Below are 24,434 nucleotides of genomic sequence, written 5' to 3' on the forward strand. Positions count from 1 at the left end.
CGGCGCGTAAGCGGCGATCCTTTTTCCGACTCGACGTTGGACAGCGAGTATGGCTCGGCGAAACGACGCGAGCGAGTCGAGCGACGCGACGTCGTCGCTCGAGACCGACCCGATTCGGACCGACGGCGGCGGGCACGGCGTCTCGAGCGACGGGGCGACGACCGGACACGACCCCGACGGGCCCGTCGGTCCCGACAGCCCCCACGAACCCGACATCGATCACGACGAGCACGAACACCGCAGTCGCTGGCCGCTCGTCGCCGCCGCCGGCGCCGGCGGCCTCTACGGCGGCGCCGCGATCGCCGTCCTCGGGAACGGGACCGGTCTGATCCCGCCGCTCGTCGGCGTCGCCCTCGCCGTCGTCGGGGCGATCGTTCTGCTGGCCGGCATCGCCGGATGGATCGACGAAGTGTTTCTCGCGCCCGCGCGAGCGGGCGCCGGCGGAACGTCGTCTCGAGAGTCGTACGTCTGGACGACGCTGCTCTTTCTCACGACCGACGTCTCGACGTTCGGCGCGCTGTTCATCTACTACTTCTTCGTCAGAATCGGCACGTGGCCGCCCACGGAGCTGCCGCCGCTGCTGGGGTCGCTCGTGATCGTCAACACCGCGATTCTGATCGCCAGCAGCGTCACGTTCCACTACGCGCACGAAGCGCTCGAGGACGGGAATCGGCGCCGCTTCCTCGGTCTGCTCGGGACGACGCTCGCGCTCGGGGTCGTCTTCCTCGGCGGCCAGGCCTACGAGTACTACGAATTCATCGTCCACGAGGGGTTCTCGCTCGCCAGCGGCGTCTTCGGGACCGCCTTCTACGGACTGACCGGTCTCCACGGGTTCCACGTCGCGCTCGGCGTCGGCGGCATCGCCGTGCTGTTCTGGCGCGCGCTCCGCGGCGACTACGGCCCCGAGCGCGACACCTCCGTCGCGACCGTCTCGCTGTACTGGCACTTCGTCGACTTCGTCTGGGTGTTCCTCGTGCTCGTCCTCTACGTGGGCGCGACCATCTGAGCGGCCCACACCGCTCGGTTGCGTGGCCATGCGCTCGAGACTGCCCGCCGCGCCACGTATTGCGCCCCGCGTCGCTACGGGAGGTCGTCGCCCGCCTCGCGCTCTTCCTCGAGGAGTCGCAGCGTCGGGTCGGGACAGTCACAGAAGGACGTCTGCCCGAGCGGTTTGCGCGTGCCGTCGGGCCAGACGTGGACGATCCCGATCCGGCCACAGCCCGCACACTTCGCCGCGGCACGCCGCCGCTCGTCGTGTTCGACCACTGAAATCACCTCGGGTCCGCGGTACGAGGGCCAGTCGGGAAAAACCCCGGTGGCGGTGGCTCGGCCGTCGCGAGCGCGGGCCCGAATCGCCGTCCGGCTATCCGTCGACGGCGGGGTCGGCGGTCCCGTCGACGCTGAGGTCGACGGTGACGTACTGCGAACTCGTCGTCTCCGGTGACCCGTGAATACCGCCCAGCGAGAGCGAATCACCCGGCTGAAGGGGGTCGGAGTCGGATTCGTCGTCCGCGCCGGTATCGCCACTGTCGGCGGTCGTAAACAGGAGCGCGCGGAAGGAGGGCGAGGCGTCGTACGCGACGACGTGGCCGGTCGCCTCGGCGAGTCCCTGCGGGTGCCAGTCGACGGTCTCCCGGACCGTGACCGCACTGTCGGGCATGTACTGGTACGAGCGCATCACGCCCCGCTCGATCGGTCGCGCTGCGCTCTCGGTCGACTCGGTCCGCGCCCCGTCCGTCGCTCTCGCACTCGAGGTGCCGACGAGCGCTCCGGTCGACAGGAGACCGCACTTGACAAACGTTCGTCGCGTCGTCGATCCTGACGTGTCCTGATACATGAGTACTCCGTCCCTGCTCTCGACCATCGACGGTGGGATAATGATTTCCCATGCTGACACAACGGCGCACTGGCAAGTGACAGCATTATCTCGTTCGGTCTGGCCAGTGACGTCCGGATGTTCTTCCAAGAACCTGAGCTCCAGTACGAGGTCACCGTCGAAGAACCGGATCCGCACTTCGCGAAACTTCTCCAGCAAGCGATCGGCGGACAGGAAGGGGAGATGCGCGTCGCGATGCAGTACATGTTCCAGGCGTGGGCCCTCCCCGAAGGCTACGAGGAGTATCGGAACCTCCTGATGGAGACCGCAGCGGAGGAACTCGGCCACATCGAGATGCTCGCCACTGCGGTCACCAAGAACCTCCGCGGCTCGGCAAAGCAGATGGGCGACGAGGCCCAGGAGACCGCGGCGACGGCCGCGGCGATGACCGGACAGAACCCCCGCCAATTCCTCTCGGCGGGCGAGTCGGCGATGCCCGTCGACAGTAACGGCGTCCCCTTCACCGGGAACTACATCGTCGCGTCGGGCAACCTCGCGGGCGACCTCTACGCGAACGTGATGTCCGAGGCGACCGGACGCACGCTCGCAACGCGGCTCTACGAGTACACCGACGACCCCGGCATGAAGGACATGCTCTCCTATCTGATCGCCCGGGACACGATGCACCAGAACCAGTGGCTCGAGGCCCTGGAATCGCTCGACGACCCGGTTCCCGTTCCCGCGAGCTTCCCGCAGGAACAGGAAAACCAGGAGTACAACTACGCGTTCATGTCGACGAGACGCGAACAGCAGCCCGATCCGGGTTACCCCTGGACGCAGGGCGAGTCGCCGGACGGCAAGGGACAGTTCTCCTACCTCCCCGAGCAGCCGGGTGACGGGGAAGTCATCGCCCCGCAGCCGAGCCCGATGACGAACGACACGCCGAACCGACCCGACGACGAGGCCGCCAGCGATTCGAACGCGACCGGCACCTCGAAGAAGGATTCGTCCGGTACGTCGAACGAGACCGACTCGAAGAAGTAAGAGCGCGACGGTTCGCGTCGCGCGGCTCCGATCGAAGCGTCCCGTGACCGGGGTGGAAGGGGCCGTCGATCGACCGCGCTATCGCCGCATTCGTTCCTCGAAGCCCGCCAGTTTTCGGTAGATCGGCGGCGTCAACACGCCGCCGAATCCCATGAGGATCGCCACCGCGCCGATCGGGAACAGCAACGGCTGCACCTCGAGACAGGAGTTCTGGGACGTGATCTGGACGTAGTAATGCGTCCCCTCGTATTCGACGACGACCCCCTCGAGCAACGCCGCCCGGTTCTCGAGCTCGCCCGACACCCGCCCCTCCTGAAGGGGGCTATCGATCGCCTCCTCGAGGGCCCGCCGTTCGGCCGACGAGAGCTGCTCGGCGGGGATTTCGTCGATGGTCGCCAGCGATTCGTTGTACTCGTCGGCGGGCGTCGCCGTGATCGTCGGCTCGCCGCACAGTCCGAGGCCGTCCTGGACGACCACGTAGCCGCCGACGATCGAGAGAGGGAGTCCGACGGCGATCAGGAGAACCCCGAGAAAGGGGGCGGCGTAGGTCAACATGAGCGACTCCGACGACGCGGTCGGTTCGACCGGGCCGGTGCTGTCGGTGGCCGGCGGTTCGTCCGCGTCCGACGGCGAGGCGTCGTCGCTCATCGCGGTCCCTCCGACGACATCGGTCGACGACCGCCGAGATACGTGATCATCCCGGCGAGTCCCAGCCCGTAGATCCAGTGAGCGAGCAGCGCGAAGACGAGGTAGGTCACCAGCTCGAGCCCGGTCTGGCCGGTATAGAAGGCGATGACGAACCCCGAGGCGATGACCGTCGCGTACCACAGCCCCGTGATGAACGTGAGTTCGCCCGGGAGGTACTCTCCCAACGAGAGGAACAGTAGGGGCCAGACCGTCATCCCGGCGAAGAGGAAGAGCCCGTATCCGAGCGCGAGGTTCGCCGGCAGTCCGACCAGCGTCGCGAGGTCCGCGAAGGACTCGAGGTCGAAGACGCCCAGCGCGACCGCGACGAGGAGGACGCCCGTCATGAGCAGCGTGCCGACGAGGCCGCCGGCCGCGCCCGCGCCCGCGTCGCTCACGGCGCGCCGGGCGACCGGCACGATCCGACCGTACAGCGACGGCGGCCGTTCCTCCTGTGCGGGCACGTACGACGGGCGGACCTCGTCGGGTTCGCTCGGCGGAATCCCGCGCTTGCGCTCGAGGCGGTCCTCGAACCACTGCCACTCGGGCGTGAACTGCTGGGTCGCCTTCAGCTCCCACGGGTCCGTGGTCTCGACCGGCGACCCCCGGAAGTACGACCAGAGCATGTTGTAGAGCCACATGAGGACGCTAATTCCGATAATGAACGAGCCGACGGTCGCGACGACGTGCAGCCCCGAGTACTCCGGCGGGTAGGTCGCGTACCGACGGGGGTGCTCGAGGAAGCCGAGCGCCATCAGCGTCATGAACGTGAGCCCGGAGCCGATGACCAGCAGCGACGACTGGAAGATCGCGAGCCGACGATCGTACATCCGTCCGGTAATCAGGGGATACCAGTAGTAGCTGGCGGCGAACATCATGAAGGGGATGATCCCCATGATGATGAGATGGAAGTGACCGACGACGTAGTAGGTGCCGTGGTAGATGACGTCGACGGGGATGACCGCGAGGAAGATGCCGGTCACGCCGCCGACGATGAACAGGCCGATAGAACCGACACAGAGGATCAGCGGCGCGGCCAGTCGGACGTCACCGTTCCACATCGTCGTGATCCAGTTGAACACCTTGATCGCGCTGGGGACGGCGATGGCGATCGACGTCGCCATGAAACTCGCCCGGATGCGGGGGTCGACGCCGGTCACGAACATGTGATGGGCCCAGACGCCGAACGAGAGGACGCCGATCGCGATCGTCGAGTAGACGATGAACTTGAACCCGAACAGCTTCCGGCCGACGAACTTCGGGAGTATGAGACTCATCAGGCCGGTCGCCGGAAGGAAGACGATGTACACCTCGGGATGGCCCCAGAACCACAGCAGGTGCTGCCAGAGGATGGGGCCACCCCCCTCGACCGCGAAGAACGTCGTTCCGAAGTTGCGGTCGAGCAACAACATGAGCAGCGCGGTACCGAGCAGCGGAAACGCGAAGATGACGATCGCGCTCGTGATGAGCATGTTCCACGAGAAGATGTCGAGGTTCGCCCAGCCGATCGACTCGTCGCGCTCGTAGACGACCGTCGCGATGAAGTTGATCCCGCCGATCGTGGTCGCGATGCCACTCAAGTGGAGTCCCAACAGGAGGAAGTCCGTCTGGGGATTCGGCGCCAACGACAGGGGCGGATACATCGTCCACCCGATCGCCGGCTCCTGGAACGCAAGCAGGACCGACAGCCAGTCGTTCGGTACGGCGACCGCGAGCACCGCCCCCGTCACCTCGGCGACGATCCCCAGTCGAGCGAGCAACAGCGACGGCGGAAGGAGCCAGAACCCGATGGCGTTGAGCCGCGGAAACGCCATGTCGTCGGCCCCGATCAGCAGCGGCAGGAAGTAGTTCCCGATCCCGAAGAACACCGGCGTGACGAAGAAGATCAGCATCGTCAGGCCGTGCATCGTAAACAACTCGTTGTACGTCTGCTCCGTCCAGAGGTTCGCCTCCGGCGTCAGCAGATGCGTCCGGATCATCATCGCGTCGATGCCGCCCCACAGCGCCGCGACGGTACCGAACGCGATGTAGAGCAGCCCGATTTCGCGGTGATTAGTCGTCGTCGTCCAGCGAATCGCGGCCGCCTTCGCATCGGCCAGACTCAGTTCTCGACGGTGGCCGGTCGCATATCCCCCGTCCGGCGCCGGATCGGTCCGCGCTCGCCGCGCCAGAACGATCGTCAGAAGGCAGCCGACGACGACAACGACGAACAACGAGACTTCCGTGAGCGCGCGGTTCATCGGCGCTCACCACCAACGGTCCGATCGCACCGCTCGTCGCCGTGCATAGCGGAAGGCTCACCACCGACCCCAATAAATATGAACTCACCATCCAGTGACTGTCATCGGTTTTGATATTCCTTCGAACCCCAGTATCCGTCTACACTCATCCGCAACCGTGACTGTTCACTAAACGATGAATGACGTATAACACGCCGGTCGTTGAACCGCCGTCAATGAGTAGCCGCCGTCGCACGATCGTCGCGCTCACCGTCGCGACGTTCTCGACGCTCCTCGCGCTCACCGGCACGGTCGCGGCACAGTCGCCCAACCGCGAACTCATCGACGGCCTCGAGTATCAGTTGCTCTACGCCGCCCTGCCGCTGACGCTGTTCGTCCTGATGATCCTGATCTACGCGGCCGTCAAGTTCCACGACAACGACGATCCGAAACCGACCACCGAGGACCCCGCCCTCGAGATCACGTGGACCGCCGCGACGGCGATCATCCTGCTGTTCGTCGGTCTCTCCGGCTACAGCGTCCTCGTCAATCCGTATATCTCGCCGTCACAGGCACTCGAATCGGACGATCGGAGTCAAGAGGGCTTCGACTCCTTCGAGGACCTCCCCGACACCGGCGACGAGGAAGTCTACGTCCGCGGCTACCAGTGGGAGTGGCAGGCGACCTATCCCGACGCGAACGTCACGACAGAGAATCAGATCGTGATCCCCGCCGGCGAGGACGTAACGTTCTGGCTCACCAGTGACGACGTCATCCACTCGCTTTTCATCCCGGATCTGGGCGTCAAACAGGACGCGTTCCCCGGCGACTACACTCGCGCACGGACCGTCGTCGACGAACCCGGCCGCTACGACGCGGTCTGTGCCGAGTTCTGCGGCGCCGGTCACTCGCGGATGGAGGGGGAAATCGTCGTCGTCGACTCCGAGACCTACGAGCAGTGGCTTTCGGAGAACGAGGGGAACGTCACCGACGCGCCGGACCCCGGCTAGCGGGACGGCCACGACGAGCGGACGATGGAAGAGTTAAACGGGACGAACTCATAGGACGAGTGCGTGCCTTTAGTCCCCGTCCGAGTTTACCCATCCGGGTGCGATGACAGCGCGGCGAACCCGGGCACGCGATATCCGGTGGGCCTCGCCCACCCGTCCGAGGAGCGCGAGTGCTCCTCCGCCCGGCACGAGGGTTAGCCAGCCGACGCGGCACGCCGCCACGGGATGAGGCTGGACGTTAGTGTTCCGGGCGATACCGATTTCCATGGATAGATGACTCGAGCCATAGCGCTGTTTTCACCCGCTGAGAGTCGGGAAAACGCGTAATAATTCGTGTGTTAGTTATTGCCACGCTGGAGGTGACGCCAGCGCCTCCACGCTCCATTCCCCTTGGCCGAACGTTGCCGGCGAGTAGCCCACTCTCCGGCGACTACCGGCTTCCGAACTGAAGCGAGACGGATCGTTGGGATTCTACTGTCGCTCCCTGTTCGACGAGGGTACCGGCTCGCTGTACAGAAATGACTCCATCGACGATCCCGTCACAGTAACCTCGTCTTCGTTCGCGCGCGCTTGGCGGACGGTCTCGCGGATCTCGGCGAACCCGTCACCCGCGATTACGTCACCCGTCCGACTGTCGTGTTCGACGAGCCCGTGGTCCTCGAGTCTCGGAAGGTGACTGTGAACCAACGACGCCGTCACTCGCTGTTTTTCTGCCTCGGTGACGTCCTCAATCGATTTCTCCTGCTCCCAGGCAGCGATCTGCAAGGAAACGCTCTCGACGTTCGCGTGATCGTTCTCTAGAAAGTAGTACAGAAGGTATCGACGGCGCGACTCGGAGAGAATTTCGTAAACAGCGTCCAAGGAGGGACGTTCTGATTCCATATCTACCGAGTTTTTCATACATCCGAATAAGCCCCGCTCCAAAAATATTTGGTCTCGATACGGAGGTTACGCCGGGCGGGTTAGCGTGTGAACGCGATCCGATAGTGATGTCACTACTGGAATAAATACGAAACGCCCCACACAGCGGTGGCTGTGTGGGGCGTAATGATGAGAGTATGAGTGGATGGCGGCGAATCGGGTCTCCCAGAGGCTCGCGCACTCCAGTACTCGCCGAAACGCAGGTGGGCTTAACGTCCGTGTTCGGGATGGGTACGGGTGGCACCCCACCGCTGTGGCCGCCTCAACGCCGATCAACGGAATCGAACCGTCGCAATACCAGTATCGGTGGCAAAACCGTGTAATACGTGTAGTCCAGTTAGCGCCTGGACCCGTTTCCGGGCCAGTGTTGATCCAGATGCGATATGAGTGTGTGGCTTGGCCGGTTAGTGCTCGCGGACTCAACACCTCGTTGCCTTGGTGCGTACATCCCGAGTCTATCGAACTCGTCTTCTACGAGTGGCCTCGGTGGTATCTCTTTTCCAAGTGGGTTTCGAGCTTAGATGCGTTCAGCTCTTACCCCGTGGTGCGTCGCTGCCCGGCACGTGCCCTCTCGGACAGCCGGTACACGAGTGGCACCCATTCGTAGTTCCTCTCGTACTATACGAACGTTCTTGTCAGATACCGTAACACCCCCAATAGATAGCAGCCGACCTGTCTCACGACGGTCTAAACCCAGCTCACGACCTCCTTTAATAGGCGAACAACCTCACCCTTGCCTGCTTCTGCACAGGCAGGATGGAGGGAACCGACATCGAGGTAGCAAGCCACCCGGTCGATATGTGCTCTTGCGGGTGACGACTCTGTTATCCCTAAGGTAGCTTTTCTGTCAGCAATGGGCCGCATCAAGCAGCCGCATTGGTTCGCTAGACCACGCTTTCGCGTCAGCGTCCGTCGTTGTGCCGGACACTGTCAGACTTCCTTATGCTCTTGCGCTCTTTCCCGCGTCTCCGACGCGGGTGAGGAAATCTTGGGGCGCGCTCGATATCTTTTCAAGCGCGTACCGCCCCAGTCAAACTGCCCGGCTACCAGTGTCCTCCGCCAGGAGTGAGAGTCGCAGTCACCATCGGGTAGTATTTCAATGCTGGCTCGGTGGCCCGCTAGCGCGGGTACCTGTGTAACGCCTCCTACCTATGCTGCACAATGGCGACCACGTCTCAGTGACAGCCTGCAGTAAAGCTCTATAGGGTCTTCGCTTCCCCTTGGGGGTCTCCAGACTCCGCACTGGAACGTACAGTTCACCGGGCCCAACGTTGGGACAGTGGCGCTCTCATTGATCCATTCATGCAAGCCGCTACTGAAGCGGCAAGGTACTACGCTACCTTAAGAGGGTCATAGTTACCCCCGCCGTTAACAGGTCCTTCGTCCCCTTGTACGGGGTGTTCAGATACCTGCACTGGGCAGGATTCAGTGACCGTACGAGTCCTTACGGATTTGCGGTCACCTATGTTGTTACTAGACAGTTGGAGCGCCCGAGTCACTGCGACCTGCCTCGTTGCGAGGCAGGCATCCCTTATTGCGAACGTACGGGACTAACTTGCCGAATTCCCTAACGTCGGTTGCTCCCGACAGACCTTGGCTTTCGCCGCCACGAGTACCTGTGTCGGATCTCGGTACGGACAGTGTGCTCGCCTTTTCACGGGCTCTAGGTTGACCTCTCTTGCGCTATCCAGCCATTCGCTCGCTTCGTGCCATTACGGCTTCCACGAGTTTCGACTGTTTGCCCGGGCGAAAGCCCGGGAGAGGCGGCCCCAAAGCGTCGGCTTTGAGTGCACACTGGCATAGGAATATTAACCTATTTCCCTGTTGTCTGCTTCGACTTACGGGCAGACTTAGGACCGGCTAACCCTCAGCTGATCAGCATTGCTGAGGAACCCTTACTCGTTCGGCCGTCGGGGTTCTAACCCGACTAACGCTGCTACTATGACCAGGATTTTCGTTACTGAACGGTCCACACGATCTCTCGACCGTGCTTCCACCCGAACAGAACGCCAACCTACGAGATCACCCTGTGACGGGTGCTGCTAGGTCTCGGTGGTAGACTTGAGCCCCGATCATTTTGGGCGCCGCAAACCTCGGCCGGTAAGCTGTTACGCTTTTCTTAGAGGGTAGCTGCTTCTAAGCTCACCTCCCGGCTGTCTAGGGCTTGCGACCACCTTCGATCGCACTTAGTCTACACTTGGGGACCTTAACCCAGCTCTGGGTTGTCTCCCTCACGGTACACAGGCTTACCCCGTGCACCGGACTCCCTGCGTCGAACGGCGTTTGTAGGTTCGGAGTTGGACAGGGGGGCGCACTCCTCTCGGAGTGCGGTCCCCCAATCCGTCGCTCTACCCCACAAACTACCTCGGCAGAGGTCATGCTTCGACATGTTTCGGTTGGAACCAGCTGTTTCCGGATTCGATGGGCCTTTCACCCCTAGACGTAGGTCACGCGAGGGTATTGTAGGACACCAACGCTATCGGGCCTCCACGTGCCTTTCGGCACGCTTCACCCTGCCCACGCCTAGATCATCCGGTTTCGGGTCGTGCCCGTTTGACTCCCCGCGCTTGAACACGGCGGCCCTCGTCGTAAGACTGCGGCCATGTCGGTTTCCCTACGCCTTCCTCGATGATCGAGTTAGACTCGTCAAACAGGCACACTCCCTGGTTCGTTTTTCAAAACGTACGACTGGACACCGGCTTCCCGAACGGCTTACTACAGGTTTGCACCTGATTCATTGGGTTCGGGACCTTTTGTGCCCAGTCGCTCCATCGCCAACTGATTTCACGCCCTATTGCACCTCCCTTCGTGGGGTGCTTTTCAGCGTTCGCTCACGCTACTTGTTCGCTATCGGTCTTGAGGAGTGTTTAGTCTTCGCGGTCGATGCCCGCGATCTTCACGAGGGATATCCAACCCCCGATACTCTGGAGCTGACTCGTCTCTTACTAATCGACAGTACGGGACTGTCACCCTGTTTCGTGCTCCATTCCAGGAGACTTCGTGTCGCGGTTCGGAGAGTGATCGTCAGTCCGAACACCACATTGCCCGTGAGGGCTTCGGTTTGGACTGTGTCGCGTTCTTTCGCCAATACTAACGACATCGCGTTTGCTTTCTTTTCCTGTCGATACTAAGATGTTTCAATTCTCGACGTTCCCCATTGCGCGAAGCAATTGCGGTGGGGATTCCCATTCGGAGATCCTGAGTTCTTCGCCTCCGTGCGGCTCCCTCAGGCTTATCGCAGCTTGGCACGTCCTTCTTCAGCTCTCAAGCCGAGCGATCCACCAGCTGGCACAGTAGCCACGTTCATCGGATCGACGTTACACGGAAGTGTAACGGATAGTGACCCGGGAACGGGTCCAGTGGACGCCTGGACTACACGTACACACGGTCTCATCTGCACACCGTAGACGCGGCATGCATTAACCCTTCCCAGCCACGTTTACACGGGCTGGTGCATCGGTTCGTTCGGATTAGATCGAAAGCCCGTCTCCCACTTAAGGGACACGATTCGATCCGCTCCGAGTATGGACCCACAGGGATTCGAACCCTGGGCATCCTCCTTGCAAAGGAGGCACTCTACCACTGAGCTATGGGCCCACGTCCGCCCCGGAGGGCGGACAGAGCGCGAAAGTGTTAGCCTTGGTAGTTCAAAGGTGCCCGATCGGCCCAACGTGGGTCGACCGAACGTGAACTGCGTGGCGCAGAGCGCCACGACTTGTGGGCCGGGGCAGCGCCCCGGTCCCGGTCTGTGGAGGTGATCCAGCCGCAGATTCCCCTACGGCTACCTTGTTACGACTTAAGCCCCCTTGCGGAGCCCAGATTCGACCAGCGTTGCGCTGGCCTCATCCGGACCCCACTCGGGTGCTTTGACGGGCGGTGTGTGCAAGGAGCAGGGACGTATTCACCGCGCCCTTCTGAGGCGCGATTACTACCGAATCCAGCTTCATGAGGGCGAGTTTCAGCCCTCAATCCGAACTACGACCAAGTTTCGGAGATTAGCGCCCCCTTTCGGGGTTGCATCCCACTGTCTTGGCCATTGTAGCCCGCGTGTCGCCCAGCACATTCGGGGCATACTGACCTACCGTTGCCCGTTCCTTCCTCCAGTTTGGCACTGGCAGTCCTCCTAATGTACCCAACCACCACGAGGGTGTTGCTGGCAATTAGGAGTGCGGGTCTCGCTCGTTGCCTGACTTAACAGGACGCCTCACGGTACGAGCTGACGGCGGCCATGCACCTCCTCTCAACGGCTCCAGTAAGCTCATCACACTGACCTTCACAGCACGTTGTCGATGCTGGTGAGATGTCCGGCGTTGAGTCCAATTAAACCGCAGGCTCCTCCGGTTGTAGTGCTCCCCCGCCAATTCCTTTAAGTTTCATCCTTGCGGACGTACTTCCCAGGCGGTCTGCTTCACGGCTTCCCTACGGCACAGCACAGGCTCGTAGCCTGTGCCACACCTAGCAGACATCGTTTACAGCTCGGACTACCCGGGTATCTAATCCGGTTCGTGACCCGAGCTTTCGTCCCTCACCGTCGGATCCGTCTTTCCAGAGCGCTTTCGCCACCGGTGGTCCGTCCAGGATTACGGGATTTCACTCCTACCCCGGACGTACCCTCTGGATCTTCCGGTCCCAAGCCATGCAGTTTCCACCGGACGCCCGCGCGTTAAGCGCGCGGATTTCCCGATGGACTTGCACGGCCAGCTACGGACGCTTTAGGCCCAATAATAGCGGTCATCACTCGTGCTGCCGGTATTACCGCGGCGGCTGGCACCGGTCTTGCCCAGCACTTATTCTGCGACCACCTTACGGTCGCGAAAAGCGAGGACGATATGCCCTCGCACTTGGAGTCCCCTTATCGCACTCGCGTGCAGTGTAAAGGTTTCGCGCCTGCTGCGCCCCGTAGGGCCCGGTATCTTGTCTCAGATACCGTCTCCGGGCTCTTGCTCTCACAACCCGTACCGATTATCGGCACGGTGGGCCGTTACCCCACCGTCTACCTAATCGGCCGCAGCCACATCCTATGGCGCCGTAACGTTTCGGATTCCCCGCAGTTCCAGCGTGGGAATCGTATTCCGAATTAGCCTCAGTTTCCCGAGGTTATTCGGATCCATAGGGTAGTTTGGCCACGTGTTACTGAGCTATCTGCTACGAGTCTAAACTCGTGCAACTAGCATGGCTAAATCGGACTCCAATAGCAATGACCTCCGGCAGGATCAACCGGAATGCTATATGATCTCCCCAGTTGGGGAGGGTTTGTTGGCGGTGAATGTTAAGATACACACTCACACATGGGTCCACGTTCGGTGACCACGGATCGTCGACCGATCGGGCGTCACCGAACTACCAAGGCTAACATCAGATCCCATCTGTACGGCGGACCGCAGGGGTGGAATCCTCATCTCCTTCGGACCTACTCGTAAGCCACGAAGGGTACTTAACCCCTTCGGACTGTGAGTGGTCCGGGATGACGGGACGAGTTGAACGTCCCGTCGATCACGCGTTTGCGTTCATATCCCAACGCCCTCGTACACTTAAGGGCATCGGATCAACCTGATCCCGGAAACCGCATCCGGCATCGGATTTCGCGTACTTCCATGTACGACGCCAGCCCATATAAGGCCGTCGTCTCACGACGCCGGTCGGCGTCGATCGCGAGATGATCCGCGGGCCTCGAGCGAACCGATCGATAGAATCGACGGCTCGCGACGAGAGGCGGGATATAGTGCCTACCTCCGCGCCGGAACACGGCCGGAGGGGACGTGGCGGCGTGGGCCACGTCGTTCGCATTAGTGACGGAAGCCGGGGACATATATAAGGCCGTCGTCTCGAGAGACGTCTGTCGTACGTTGGTCAGTACCGAGGAGACAGCGGAAAACTGAGACAATCGGGAACGGAACGCGGTCCGTACTGTTAGCGTCGGCCGGTGGAATCGTCGAGCGAACGCTCCGAGCCCACCGTTCCGAGGAGCAGTCGTCGGCAGCCGCACAGGAGTTCCCGCAGAACGGGTGCTCCATCGTAGATCCACAGGAGGGCGGTACAGGCAGCGAGACCGATCTGGATCCAGCGGTACATCGTGAGGTCCCCTGCGAGCAGCTCGTCCCGATACCGGGAGAAGAACAGTAGGAACTGATCGACGAATCCCTGAGTTGAACCGGGGTCGGGGAGTACGACGACGGGCCAGAGCAGCAGTTCCGGCTGAAATATACCCTCGCGGACGTACGCGTCGATCACGTCCGCGGGCAGGTGCAGGAGGTAGCCGAGCCCGAACGCGATCCCGACTCGAGAGCGTCCCGCCGAGCGAGCCACGAGGCCGATAGCGATCGAGACCGGAACCGCAGCGAAAATCGAGTGGCCGAGCGCGTAGCCGGCGTCGAAGACACCGAACTCCCAGGCCAGCGACTTATCGACGAGATCCGGAAATACCGACGCGAAGACGACTGCGATCGCCTCGAGTCCGGACGGAGAGTCCCGATACACCGTGTGACAGAGCACCGAGTAGGCGAGATAGGCGACGATCGCGTGTTCCCACGGCCACATACGAGGGCGGTGCGGTGGGGAGTGAATAGTTATGCAGCGCCTGTCGACGGAGCGGGTGACGGTGCGAGCGATACTGGTCGAGAGGAACCGATCGATAATCGAGACGGGTAGGACGCCGATTCGCCCTTCGAAACGATCGATTACCGTACTCGGAGTGACGATGCGGGCCGTACGGAACGGCTGAAACTATCTCGAGGATACACTTCCAGAACGGGGAGAGCGCTGGCCACGCCGGAATCCGGGTAATCGATACGATTTACCGATGGGTCGTCGTACGCTCCCGTATGGATCGATCGGGATTCGTTAGACTCGCGGTCATCGGGATCGGACTGGTCGCGCTGAGTTTCTTCGTCCGCGGGTTCAGCCAGTTGGCGTTCGGCCGCGACGTCGCGGACCTGCTCCAGGCGCCGTTTGCGGTCGTCGGCTTTCTCATCGTCGTCTACCTGTTCGTTCGGGCGACGCTGGATGCGGTCGGTATCTGGACGGTCGAGAACGGCGAGGCCTGATCGCCGGGACTAAGGAAACCGTTTTTCCGCCACCCCACGAATCGAGTGATATGACTGTGGACGTACGGGAACTCGCCGACCTCGGACCGGCCGACAGGGCCGCGTTCTTCGACCGTGATGCCGGTATCGACGCGATCAGCGACGACGTTCGAGAGATCGTCGACCGCGTACACGAGGAGGGCGACGTCGCCGTTCGCGACTTCACGAGCGAGTTCGACGACGTCGAACTGGGAAACATCGATATCACTGACGCGTGCGAGCGCGCGTACGAGGATCTCGAGGACGACGTCCGGGAGGCGATCGAGACGGCCGCGGACAACGTCAGAGAGTTCCACGAAGCGCAACTCCCCGAGGACTGGCGCCGCGAGTTCGGTTCCGGACGGGAGCTCGGCCGGCGGTTTCGTCCCATAGAGCGCGTCGGCGTCTACGTCCCCGGCGGCTCGGCGGCCTACCCCTCGAGTGCGATCATGGGCGTCGTCCCGGCGGTCGTCGCGGGCGTCGACCACGTCGCGGTCGTGACGCCGCCGGCCGACGAGATCAATCCCGTCACGCTGGCGGCGATCCACGTCGCGGGCGCGGACGCGGTCTACAGCGTCGGCGGCGCGCAGGCGATCGCCGGGCTGGCCTACGGCACCGAGACGATCACGCGAGTCCAGAAGATCGTCGGGCCGGGCAACAAGTGGGTGACGGCCGCGAAGGCGGCCGTTCGAGGCGACGTCGAGATCGACTTCCTCGCGGGGCCCAGCGAAGTAGTCGTCGTCGCCGACGGGACCGCCGATCCGGAGCTCGTCGCGGCGGAGCTGGTCGCGCAGGCCGAACACGATCCGAACGCGTCCGTGGTCGCCGTCACGGACGACGCGGACACCGCCGACGCCGTCGCCGCAGCCGTCGACGAACAGGCCGACGCACGCGAGCGCGAGGACGTGATACGCGGCGCGCTCGAGAACGACGCGAGCGGCGTCTTGCTCGGTCGGTCGATGAGCGAGGCGATCCTGTTCACCGAGGAGTACGCGCCCGAACACCTCTCGATCATCGCCGACGACGAGGAGTCGATCCTCGAGCGAATCGACAGCGCGGGCAGCGTCTTCCTCGGACCGAACACGCCGGTGGCCGCGGGCGATTACGCCAGCGGAACGAACCACGTGCTGCCGACCAACGGCGGTGCCCGCGTGACCGGCGGGCTCTCGATCGAGACGTTCCTCCGGTCGACCACGGTCCAGCGGCTGTCCGCCGAGGGACTGGCCGATCTCGGCGACACGGTCACGACGCTGGCCGACGCCGAAGGGCTCGAGGCTCACGCCGAAAGCGTTCGGCGTCGGCTCGAGGACCGCGAGGACGACGGGGCGTAAGCAGTAGTTACGGCGCCGGTCCGAGGTCCGGGACCGTCCGACCGAGTTTTTACGGTGCTGGATCCGCAAGTACGAATCGAGATGCCACGGCGTGAACGCGACCGCGACCGGGAGCGTGATCGCGAGTCGGTTGTCGATCCGACCGACGGGCGGGTCCTCGAGCGAAACTACGATTACGCCCAGAAGAACGTCCGACTCCTGTCGATGTGGTACGACTGCGAACCGAAGCGGATGCTCGAGTTGCTGGCGGAACACGACATCGAACTGTCGCGAAACGACGAGCGACAGTTCGGAACGTACTATCGAACGGTACAGCAACACGCGAACGGCTACGGTGAGTAGCCCCGCGGTGTCCGTTACCGGCTTTGGCGACCGGCGCTCGACGCGATTCGTATCGATCACGTCTCCGGACGATCGGCAGGTCGAAGAGCGGTTCCGACGGCGTCACAGTTAACATCGTAGCGACGCTACGGAATACACATGAGCACGGACAGCATGGATGGCGGGGAGGCGGAGACGCGTCCCGAGATCGAAGTGACCGAAGACGCGGCCGAGCAGGCACTGTCCCTGCTCGAGGGAGAGGGTCTCGACGACAACGAGGCCGGCCTTCGCCTGTTCGTCCAGCAGGGCGGCTGTGCGGGATTGTCCTACGGGATGCGCTTCGACGACGCACCCGATGAGGACGACACGATCTACGAACACCACGATCTGCGGGTGTTCGTCGACCCGGCCAGTCTGAAGTACATCGAGGGCAGCGTCCTCGACTACGAAGACGGACTGCAGGCCGAGGGGTTCCACGTGGACAACCCCAACGTCGTCAGCGAGTGTGGCTGCGGCGAATCGTTCCGCACGTAACGCCGCCCGACGCTTCTCGCCGTCCGTTCGCTGTAGTCACGTACCCTCGAACCAGTAGCAGCGGGACCGTCGAAAAAAGACATCATAAGCGGTGTGCAGGTCGACAACGGCCGTCGACCGACCGCATCGAGGTTCCCCGGTCGCGACGTCCGCGTCGGCCCCGGCGGATCGACGACTACTCCTCGAGTTCGAATGCGACGGTGACTTCCGCCTGGTACTGTCGGTCCTCGACGCCGGCGAGTTCGACGCCGAGCTCGTCGACTTCGATCCAGTAGAGGTTCTGTAAGGTGTCCTCTGCGCGATCGATCGCGTCGTCGGCCGCGTCGTCGAAGCTCTCCGTGCTCGTACCGATCAGGGTGATCTTCTTGAAGACCATGGCCCGGATCGCTACACCGCACGGTGACGTAAAGCTGGGTGTCAGTTTCGGCTCGTGAATCGGATCTGGGGCGTCGGTTCGAGTCGATCGGCCCGACGTCAGTCGGCCCGCACTTCGAGGCGCTCGCGAATCGCACCGGAGACGTCGGCGAGGTACGCGCCGCCCCACGTCGCGACGACGAGCGCGCCGATCGAGTTGAACACGAAGTCGAGCATCGTGTCCTCGAGGCCGTACTGCGTGAGCACGGCCCTGGTTCCCAGCGCCTGGGCCGCAAGCGCGATGGCGAACTCGAGGATCTCCCAGAGGACGCCGAACGCGAGGACGAACAGCAGGATGAACACGGCGACGAACCGCTGGGGGAAGTGGATGCCCTCGGCGTGCTCGTGGAGCGCGCGGACGGTGGCGTAGCCCGCGCCGGCGACCAGTGAGGCCGAGAGCGCGTGGGTCATGTGGTCCCACCACCAGACCTGACTGTAGAGCGTGACGGTGGCCCCGGGCAGTCCGACAGTCCCGAAGGCGTGGAGGAAGACGGCGGCGGTGATCCACAGCGTGAGCCGCGGGTCCATCGGGATCTCGTAGTCGCGCTCGAGCAGCGGGGGGAGCTGAGTGACGATCAGTGCGACCCCGGTGTTGATCACGATCCCGCCGTTGCCGCGCTCGATGCCGACGAACAGCATCCCGATCAGCCCGATTTCCATGAGATAGGTGAGCTGGCGCTGGCGGTGTCGAGACGACAGTCCGCCTGAGAGATTACGCATCGTCGACCTCCGCGACCGGCTGGGCCGCCGCCGGAACGCGCCGTTCCGGCCGAACGTACCGTCTGAAGTAGAGTTCGAAGACGACGCCGGCGCCGAGTCCGGCGACGGCGGAATACACGAACTCCCACATGACCGCGTCGTGGTCGGCCGTAAACGGGATCCCGAGCGTCTGGGCGGCGCTCCACCGGAGCAGCGCCCACAGCCCGGCCGCGGCCATCGTCGTCACGGCGACGAAGACGACGGCGAAGCCGGGCGTCATCCGGACGGTCGTAAACGACTGGAGTTCGACGGCGAGAACGAGCGCGATGGCCGCGACCGAGAGATACGACGCGAAGTGGCCGGTCAACCGCTCCGCGCCGACGGCCATTCCGAGTACGGGCAGTGCCGCCATGAACAGGACCTCCCAGGGGAGCATCACGAGCGACGATCGATAGGTAACCGGGGGGAGAACCGCCAGCGCGACGAGCGCCGCCGCGAACGTCGCCCACAGGAAGCCGCCGGTCACCAGTTCGCCGATGCCGACGACCGCGATCGCGACGACTAACACCCACGCGATCGTCGCGTTGGTTCGGCCGTCCGCGATCAGTTCCTCGAGTAGCGTTTGAGACACAGTGGCTGGTACTGACCGTTCTCACAAAAGCGTATTTCGGTCTGCGCTGAAGTGACCGGACGGCGCGCGATGTGGCTCGCTATCCGGGAGCCAGAACGGACAGGTAGACCGCAGCGTACGCGGCGAGCGCGACGGTCACAGCGGCCAGGCCCGTGAGGACGACCTCGAGCGTCGACTCCGTCTGCGGCAGTCGCCGGTAGCTCGAGCGGGGGACGGACGTCGAGCGCCGACCGCGAACGACGCCACAGAGGAGGCCGACGCCGAGGATCGAGAAGACGAAGTGGTAGGACACCTCGAGGGTCGGCGGCGTGACCGCGAGCGCGGCGAGCCCGTAGACCCCACCGACGCCGGCGCGGCGGTCGACGGACCCGAGGATCGATCGGTCGGTGAGCCGGCAGACGACCGCGACGGCGAGCCAGATCGTCGCGAGTTCGATCGCGAAGGCGCCGAGCAGGTGTAGCGTCGGGTCCGGGTGGAGGACCACTCGCGACTCGAGTACGGCGGCGTCGAAGGGGAAGAACCAGTCGGGCGGCGAGCCGGTGACGAGGTCTCCCCACGGGTGCGACCAGAGTCCCCAGAGCGCGGCGAGGGCGACCGTCGACGGCGAGAGCGTCGATTCTCGAGCGGCGCCGCGGGCGACGAGCGCGCCGCTCGCCGCGAACAGCGTCATGACGACCGCGGCGAGGGGCCCGTCCCAACGCAGCGCGACCGCGACGAGCGCTATGAGGAGGCCGCTCGCGACGGTGCGGGCGACTCGCGCGCGATCGGAGCGGCCGCGAGCGGCGAGCAGTCCGAACGCCGGCGCGGCGACGACGCCGACGACCAGCGAGTGCGTGACCGAGCGGTGGACGGCGCGGCTCGCGTCCCAGAAGGCCGTCGACGCGCCCAGGACGCCGTCGGACGCCTGCCACTCGAGGAGACCGACGAGCGCGTACGCGACGTCGATGTCGGGAATCGCGGCGAACGCACCGGCGACGACGCCGACGACCAGCGCCGGGCGGCGCTCCCAACCTCGCCAGTCGGCGACCAGCGCCGCGACGGCGAACGCGAGGAGGGCGTGACCGACGAACACGATGTCTCGGTTATGTGTCGGGCGGGCTTAAACGGCTCGCAGCCGCGGGACGTGTTACCGACCGTCAGTTTTCGAGCCGGTCGGTCTCTAATCGATCGCATCGCACCCGTCGCAGACGGGCTTCGTCCCTCCGGCGTGCGGTAGTTCGTCGATGTCGGTAGGTCTTTGCGAGTCGCACTCGAGCACACGACCATGGCTCAGACTCCGTCGAACGAGTCGGCTCGCGCGCCATCCGTCGGCGAACTCACCCCTCCGGATCGCACGCTGATGGGTCCCGGACCGAGCGACGTGAATCCGCGCGTGCTCCGGGCGATGAGCACGCCGCTGGTGGGCCACCTCGATCCGGCGTTCGTCGAGATCATGGACGAAGTGCAGGAGCTATTGCGCTACACGTTCCGCACCGACAACCAGTGGACGATCCCGATCTCGGGGACCGGCTCCGCTGCCATGGAGGCCGCGATCGGTAACGTCGTCGAACCGGGCGACACCATGCTCGTGCCGACGAACGGCTACTTCGGCGGCCGGATGGCGTCGATGGCCCGCCGGGCCGGCGGCGAGGTCGTCGAGGTCGACGCGCCGTGGGGGGAGCCCCTCGATCCCGACGACGTCGCGGACGCGCTGGCCGAACACGACCCCGACGTCTTCGGCTTCGTCCACGCGGAGACGAGCACGGGCGTCCTCCAGCCCGACGTCCCCGAGCTCACGGCGGCGGCCCACGACCGCGACGCGCTCGTCGTCGCCGACACCGTCACCTCCCTCGGAGGAGTGGAGCTACGGGTCGACGAGTGGGACATCGACGTCGCCTACTCGGGGCCACAGAAGTGTCTCTCCTGTCCGCCCGGCGCCAGCCCCCTCACGCTCTCGGACGGGGCCATGGAGAAGGTCCTCTCGCGCGACGAGGAGCCGCGCTCGTGGTACCTCGACCTCTCCCTGCTCGAGGGCTACTGGGGCGACGAACGCTCCTACCACCACACGGCGCCGGTCACGAACGTCTACGCGCTCCGGGAGGCCCTCCGGCTGGTCAGCGAGGAGGGGATCGAGGAGCGATGGGCGCGCCACGAGCGACTGGCCGGCGCGCTGAAGGCCGGCGTCGAGGCGATGGGGCTGGAGATGAACGCCCCCGACGAGTACTGGCTGCCCAGCTTAAACGCCGTCCGCGTCCCCGACGGCATCGACGACGGCGCGGTCTGTGACGCGCTGCTCGAGCAGTACGATCTCGAGATCGCCAGCGGGCTGGGCGATCTGGACGGCGAGATCTTCCGGATCGGCTGTATGGGTCACTCCGCGCGGCCGGAGAACGTCATCTACGTCGTGACGGCTCTCGGCGACGTCCTCGAGTCGATGGGCGCGGACGTCGATCCCGGTGCCGGCGTGTCGGCGACTCGGGACGCGCTATAACGCGGCGAAAAGCTGTTTTTCGGGAATCGATGCGGTCCGTAGTCGTGGGTTCGCGATCCTATGCGGATACGCGGGGTCCCGGTGGGGCTCGTTCGACCTGATAGTCGTCCCCGTCGACGACGATGATGGCCCACTCGTACTCCGGATTTCGGCTCCGAAGTCTGGCTTCGAGATCGTCCGCGTCGTCCGGTTCGGCGACGAAACAGTGGAACTGCCCCGATTCGGAGGGCAACTCTCCTGTCTCGAGGACGGTGTTGACGTGGACGACCTTCCACTCTCGTTCGGCGCGGAACGTCGGGCCGTTTCCTTCGACGGTGTAACCGAGCTCTGCGAAGATCGACCTGGCCTGCTCGACGAGTCGCATGTTAACAGGACCCATTCACTACTCCCTATGACGGCATCCACCATAAATGTTAGTACGTAACAAGACCAGCGAGATTTTCTAACAAACAGCGCTCTGTACGCCTAATTGCGTACGAGTAGAATTCTATCGTCCCGGTTAGTGGTCGGGAATCGACAATCTCTGCAGAAACGCGACGAATCAGCGGTTCATCGAGCCTCGGACTGAACCGGTCGTCGTTCGCATTGGTGGTGGTCGTCCGCGTCGTTCACCGCCTTCCCGTCGTCCACGTCGTTCACCGCCTTCGGACGGCGGCTCCCGAACCGTACGGACTCGAGGCGGGACTCACTCGTGAGCGGCGTCCCACTCGGTCGGCTTCCGGAAGTTGCCACACTGGTTGCACTTGATGCGGCCCATCGAGTCCATCGCGTTGTCGAAACTCTCGCAGTTAGTACAGAACCAGCCGTATCGCCGGTCGGCATCGCGAGACTCGTAGGCGACGAGGAACGGTCCCTTCGAGCCGCGGTCGCCCTCGGTCTCCGTCACGTAGACGGTCGTGCCGTCCGCAGTGGACCGTGATTGCATATCACCCTCTATCGGCGCTCTCGATAAATGACTGTCCTTCCGCGCTCGCCCCGCTCGGAGCGGCGACACCGGTCACGACCCAGTCATGATACACATTCACAGTCGTGATTGTCCTAACTGAAAGGTTTACCCGGGCGGGAGTCGTTCGCTCGTGTAATGTCGCTGGTCGTCGTCCCCGTTCGGTATCCACTGTCGAAACGCTCCAAACGTACGCTCGAGCGGGCCATCGAGCTCGCTCGGGAACGGGAGGCGGCGCTGACGGTCCTCCACGTCGACCTCTATCAGAACGGGCGGAAAGTGACGCGGGTCGACCTGAAGACCGCCGTCGAGCGGGCGTTCGGACACCTCGAGAACGCCCGGTACGTGGTTCGAACGGGCTTTCTCGTCGAGGAAAGCATTCTCGACGAGGTGGCGGCGGAGGACGCCGACGCGGTCGTCATCGGCAGCCAGCAGGCGAGCCGATTGCGCCGACTCTTCCGGCGATTCACCGACAACCCGGATATCGACCAGTATCTGCGGAGCCACCTCGACTGCGAGGTCATTACGGTCGAAGGCGCCCGCGCGTGAACGGATCGGTTCTCGTCTCCTCCGCTGTCCCGACTGACACTCCCGTTTCGCCACTTAGCCGTCGCCGCCCGCATCGCGGACGACGAACACCGGAATCTCGGCGTTATCGACCACTCGCTCCGAGACGCTGCCCAGCGAGGCGACCTTCTCCCGGGGGCTCTTCCCTCGGGTCCCGATGACGATGAGGTCGATCCCGTGCTCGTCGGCGTACTCGAGGATCGCCTTCGACGGAGTCCCCTTCCGGACGTCGGTGACGGCCTCGAGCCCGCGCTCGGTGGCCTCGTCGGCAACGTCGGCGACGGCCTCGCGACCCTGCTCCTCGAGGTCCGCCTCGAGTTCGGGTCCCGTCTCGTCGGTCGCCGCGGCGGTGACGCGGCTGTCGACCACGTACAGCGAGTGGACCGTCGCGTCGTTGTGCTCGGCGATCGGCAGGCCGTGGGCCAGCGTCTCGGCGATCGTCTCGCTCCCGTCGGTCGGAATGAGGATGTCGTCGTACATCGTCGGCTACCACCGACTTGGACGGGAACCCGGATAAAAGACGGTCACAGTTCTCCCGCGGCGGTAGGTTCCCGTCCGATGGAGCGGCGACGGCGCGGACGAGCGGCCCGACGTCACTGATCGGCCGGTTCGCCGATGTCGGCCTCGTCTCCCTCTTCGGCCTCGCCCTCGGACCGCCGGTCCCGCTCGGCCGACGACCCGGGCGCCGGTTGCTCGGCCCCCTGTTCCTCGATCGACATGCGGGCGACGCCGCTCGTCTCGTCGAAGACGTGATGGCGCCGCGGGTAGGCGAACTCGACGTCGATCTCCGCGAAACGGTCGCGTAATTCCGTCTGCACCTCCGAGCGGGCGACGTTTAGCTTGTAGGGGTTTTTAACCCAGAAGAAGAGCTCGAGGGCGACGCCGTGGTCGGCGAACTCCTCGATGTTACAGAGGGGCGCCGCGCCGTACCGCGCGCTGCCGATTCGAATATCCGGCCCGCCGGAGATGACCGTGCCGACGGCTCTGGCGGCCCGTTCGGCCTGCCGGCGCGCGGCCTCGATGTCGCTCCCGTAGGTGACCGCGAACGAGAGCGAGATCCGGGTCCGTTCGTCCTCGGCGGAGTAGTTGACCACGTCCCGCTCCTGAATCGCGGAGTTCGGGATCACGATGAACGTGTTCTGGAGGGTGAAGATCTTGGTGTAGCGGATAGTGATGTCCTCGACGAACCCGCGGTGACCCTGGTCGGGGACCTCGATCATGTCGCCGATCTCGTAGGGCCGGTCGGCGAGCACGAAGAAGCCGTTGATCAGGCTGCCGACCAGCGGCGCGAGGACGACGGCGACGACCGCCGAGATGACGGTCACCGAGAGGAGGATCTGCGTGTCGCCGACGCCGAGGATGCCCGCCGCGACGAACAGGGACAACAGCAGCACGGAGAGTCTGACTCCCCGAAGGACGGTCCGGGTGACGCTGGGGCGTTCGATCCGGCGAGCGACGGTCCGGCCGGCGATTCGAACGACGTACTTCGAGAGGTACCAGCCGACGACGATCACGAAGAGCGAGAGGACGATATCGACCGTGGTCTGCGAGACGTCGAACGGCAGCATGCCTCGGATCCCCCTGGCCGCTTCGCTGGCCTCGCTCTCGTTTCCCTGTAACACCCCGCGCATAGCAGCACACTCTGGGCCGCTGTGGTTAAGAGTTCTGACTGTCACGGATACCCTGCTAACTGGGAACTTGTCCCACCACCGGAAACTACCCGATTTCGAAAGTAGGTGCTACTCGGGTTATAATAAATCATATATCCG

23 protein-coding genes, 1 tRNA gene and 3 rRNA genes are annotated in these 24,434 nt (G+C 63.9%); 9 read left to right on the forward strand and 18 right to left on the reverse strand.

What is annotated here, in order from left to right; translation table 11 throughout:
• The first annotated feature begins 49 nt into the window (after positions 1-49).
• A complete protein-coding gene (locus WD430_RS16995) occupies positions 50-1,006 on the forward strand; it encodes a cytochrome c oxidase subunit 3 (RefSeq protein WP_339103610.1) in 957 nt (318 codons plus the stop codon).
• Positions 1,007-1,080: 74 nt separating this feature from the next.
• On the opposite strand, the gene WD430_RS17000 is transcribed toward WD430_RS16995, so the two are convergent.
• Positions 1,081-1,266 carry a hypothetical protein gene (locus WD430_RS17000; protein WP_339103611.1) on the reverse strand — a complete coding sequence of 62 codons (186 nt, stop codon included), beginning with the start codon at positions 1,264-1,266 and terminating at the stop codon, positions 1,081-1,083.
• 97 nt (positions 1,267-1,363) lie between these two features.
• Positions 1,364-1,837, reverse strand: a complete 474-nt coding sequence (locus WD430_RS17005) for a hypothetical protein (RefSeq protein ID WP_339103612.1) — start codon at positions 1,835-1,837, stop codon at positions 1,364-1,366.
• A 117-nt stretch (positions 1,838-1,954) separates the two neighbouring features.
• Here WD430_RS17005 and WD430_RS17010 point away from each other — a divergent pair, with 117 nt between their 5' ends.
• Entirely contained in the window at positions 1,955-2,860 is a 906-nt protein-coding gene (locus WD430_RS17010; RefSeq protein WP_339103613.1) for a manganese catalase family protein, read from the forward strand.
• Positions 2,861-2,938: 78 nt separating this feature from the next.
• Here WD430_RS17010 and WD430_RS17015 read toward each other — a convergent pair whose 3' ends face one another.
• Together WD430_RS17015 and WD430_RS17020 are read right to left on the reverse strand one after the other, a co-directional pair.
• Positions 2,939-3,508, reverse strand: coding sequence for a hypothetical protein (locus WD430_RS17015; RefSeq protein ID WP_339103614.1), 570 nt, complete (start codon positions 3,506-3,508; stop codon positions 2,939-2,941).
• Positions 3,505-5,784 (reverse strand): DUF6789 family protein, encoded by a 2,280-nt coding sequence (locus tag WD430_RS17020; RefSeq protein WP_339103615.1) that lies wholly within the window; start codon positions 5,782-5,784, stop codon positions 3,505-3,507. The genes WD430_RS17015 and WD430_RS17020 overlap by 4 nt, the downstream gene beginning before the upstream one ends.
• A gap of 215 nt (positions 5,785-5,999) precedes the next feature.
• On the opposite strand from WD430_RS17020, the gene coxB reads away from it, so the two are divergent.
• Positions 6,000-6,773, forward strand: a complete 774-nt coding sequence (gene coxB / locus WD430_RS17025; RefSeq protein ID WP_339103616.1) for a cytochrome c oxidase subunit II — start codon at positions 6,000-6,002, stop codon at positions 6,771-6,773.
• Between the two features lie 471 nt (positions 6,774-7,244).
• Here coxB and WD430_RS17030 read toward each other — a convergent pair whose 3' ends face one another.
• The 6 genes from WD430_RS17030 to WD430_RS17055 form a co-directional block, all read right to left on the reverse strand.
• Positions 7,245-7,697, reverse strand: a complete 453-nt coding sequence (locus WD430_RS17030; RefSeq protein WP_339103617.1) for a hypothetical protein — start codon at positions 7,695-7,697, stop codon at positions 7,245-7,247.
• 140 nt (positions 7,698-7,837) lie between these two features.
• Positions 7,838-7,959 (reverse strand): 5S ribosomal RNA (gene rrf, locus WD430_RS17035).
• Between the two features lie 121 nt (positions 7,960-8,080).
• A 23S ribosomal RNA gene (locus tag WD430_RS17040) occupies positions 8,081-11,000 on the reverse strand.
• Between the two features lie 219 nt (positions 11,001-11,219).
• Positions 11,220-11,291, reverse strand: a tRNA-Ala gene (locus WD430_RS17045).
• 152 nt (positions 11,292-11,443) lie between these two features.
• A 16S ribosomal RNA gene (locus tag WD430_RS17050) occupies positions 11,444-12,918 on the reverse strand.
• The 16S, 23S and 5S rRNA genes sit together here with 1 tRNA gene alongside, the layout of an rRNA operon.
• Before the next feature lie 686 nt (positions 12,919-13,604).
• Positions 13,605-14,231, reverse strand: coding sequence for a metal-dependent hydrolase (locus WD430_RS17055; RefSeq protein WP_339103618.1), 627 nt, complete (start codon positions 14,229-14,231; stop codon positions 13,605-13,607).
• 284 nt (positions 14,232-14,515) lie between these two features.
• Between WD430_RS17055 and WD430_RS17060 the strand changes: the two genes are divergently transcribed.
• The 4 genes from WD430_RS17060 (at position 14,516) to WD430_RS17075 (ending at position 16,941) form a co-directional block, all read left to right on the forward strand.
• Entirely contained in the window at positions 14,516-14,737 is a 222-nt protein-coding gene (locus WD430_RS17060; RefSeq protein ID WP_339103619.1) for a hypothetical protein, read from the forward strand.
• A gap of 50 nt (positions 14,738-14,787) precedes the next feature.
• Positions 14,788-16,086, forward strand: a complete 1,299-nt coding sequence (gene hisD, locus WD430_RS17065) for a histidinol dehydrogenase (RefSeq protein WP_339103620.1) — start codon at positions 14,788-14,790, stop codon at positions 16,084-16,086.
• Positions 16,087-16,167: 81 nt separating this feature from the next.
• Complete coding sequence (locus tag WD430_RS17070; protein WP_339103621.1) at positions 16,168-16,428, forward strand: hypothetical protein; 261 nt, start codon at positions 16,168-16,170, stop codon at positions 16,426-16,428.
• Between the two features lie 138 nt (positions 16,429-16,566).
• Complete coding sequence (locus WD430_RS17075; RefSeq protein ID WP_339103622.1) at positions 16,567-16,941, forward strand: iron-sulfur cluster assembly accessory protein; 375 nt, start codon at positions 16,567-16,569, stop codon at positions 16,939-16,941.
• Positions 16,942-17,116: 175 nt separating this feature from the next.
• Here WD430_RS17075 and WD430_RS17080 read toward each other — a convergent pair whose 3' ends face one another.
• The 4 genes from WD430_RS17080 to WD430_RS17095 all read right to left on the reverse strand — a co-directional run bounded on the left by WD430_RS17080 (position 17,117) and on the right by WD430_RS17095 (position 19,757).
• Complete coding sequence (locus WD430_RS17080) at positions 17,117-17,317, reverse strand: dodecin (RefSeq protein WP_339103623.1); 201 nt, start codon at positions 17,315-17,317, stop codon at positions 17,117-17,119.
• Between the two features lie 98 nt (positions 17,318-17,415).
• A complete protein-coding gene (locus tag WD430_RS17085) occupies positions 17,416-18,075 on the reverse strand; it encodes a hypothetical protein (protein ID WP_339103624.1) in 660 nt (219 codons plus the stop codon).
• A complete protein-coding gene (locus WD430_RS17090; protein WP_339103625.1) occupies positions 18,068-18,685 on the reverse strand; it encodes a hypothetical protein in 618 nt (205 codons plus the stop codon). Before WD430_RS17090 ends, WD430_RS17085 begins: the two co-directional genes overlap by 8 nt.
• Positions 18,686-18,764: 79 nt before the next feature.
• Entirely contained in the window at positions 18,765-19,757 is a 993-nt protein-coding gene (locus WD430_RS17095) for a metal-dependent hydrolase (protein ID WP_339103626.1), read from the reverse strand.
• Between the two features lie 192 nt (positions 19,758-19,949).
• Between WD430_RS17095 and WD430_RS17100 the strand changes: the two genes are divergently transcribed.
• Complete coding sequence (locus WD430_RS17100; RefSeq protein WP_339103627.1) at positions 19,950-21,155, forward strand: alanine--glyoxylate aminotransferase family protein; 1,206 nt, start codon at positions 19,950-19,952, stop codon at positions 21,153-21,155.
• Between the two features lie 58 nt (positions 21,156-21,213).
• On the opposite strand, the gene WD430_RS17105 is transcribed toward WD430_RS17100, so the two are convergent.
• On the reverse strand, positions 21,214-21,519 hold the full coding sequence (locus WD430_RS17105; protein WP_339105834.1) for a hypothetical protein: 306 nt from the start codon (positions 21,517-21,519) through the stop codon (positions 21,214-21,216).
• Between the two features lie 321 nt (positions 21,520-21,840).
• Positions 21,841-22,080 (reverse strand): DUF5816 domain-containing protein, encoded by a 240-nt coding sequence (locus tag WD430_RS17110; RefSeq protein WP_174702362.1) that lies wholly within the window; start codon positions 22,078-22,080, stop codon positions 21,841-21,843.
• A gap of 156 nt (positions 22,081-22,236) precedes the next feature.
• On the opposite strand from WD430_RS17110, the gene WD430_RS17115 reads away from it, so the two are divergent.
• The gene (locus tag WD430_RS17115) at positions 22,237-22,647 is read left to right on the forward strand and encodes a universal stress protein (RefSeq protein WP_339103628.1); all 411 of its coding nucleotides are present in this window, start codon (positions 22,237-22,239) and stop codon (positions 22,645-22,647) included.
• A 54-nt stretch (positions 22,648-22,701) separates the two neighbouring features.
• Here the strand turns inward: WD430_RS17115 and WD430_RS17120 are convergent, their stop codons facing one another.
• Positions 22,702-23,145, reverse strand: a complete 444-nt coding sequence (locus WD430_RS17120) for a universal stress protein (RefSeq protein WP_339103629.1) — start codon at positions 23,143-23,145, stop codon at positions 22,702-22,704.
• 113 nt (positions 23,146-23,258) lie between these two features.
• On the reverse strand, positions 23,259-24,296 hold the full coding sequence (locus WD430_RS17125) for a mechanosensitive ion channel family protein (protein WP_339103630.1): 1,038 nt from the start codon (positions 24,294-24,296) through the stop codon (positions 23,259-23,261).
• Positions 24,297-24,434: the final 138 nt, after the last annotated feature.

The organism is Haloterrigena sp. KLK7, from assembly GCF_037914945.1.
Taxonomy (GTDB): domain Archaea; phylum Halobacteriota; class Halobacteria; order Halobacteriales; family Natrialbaceae; genus Haloterrigena; species Haloterrigena salinisoli.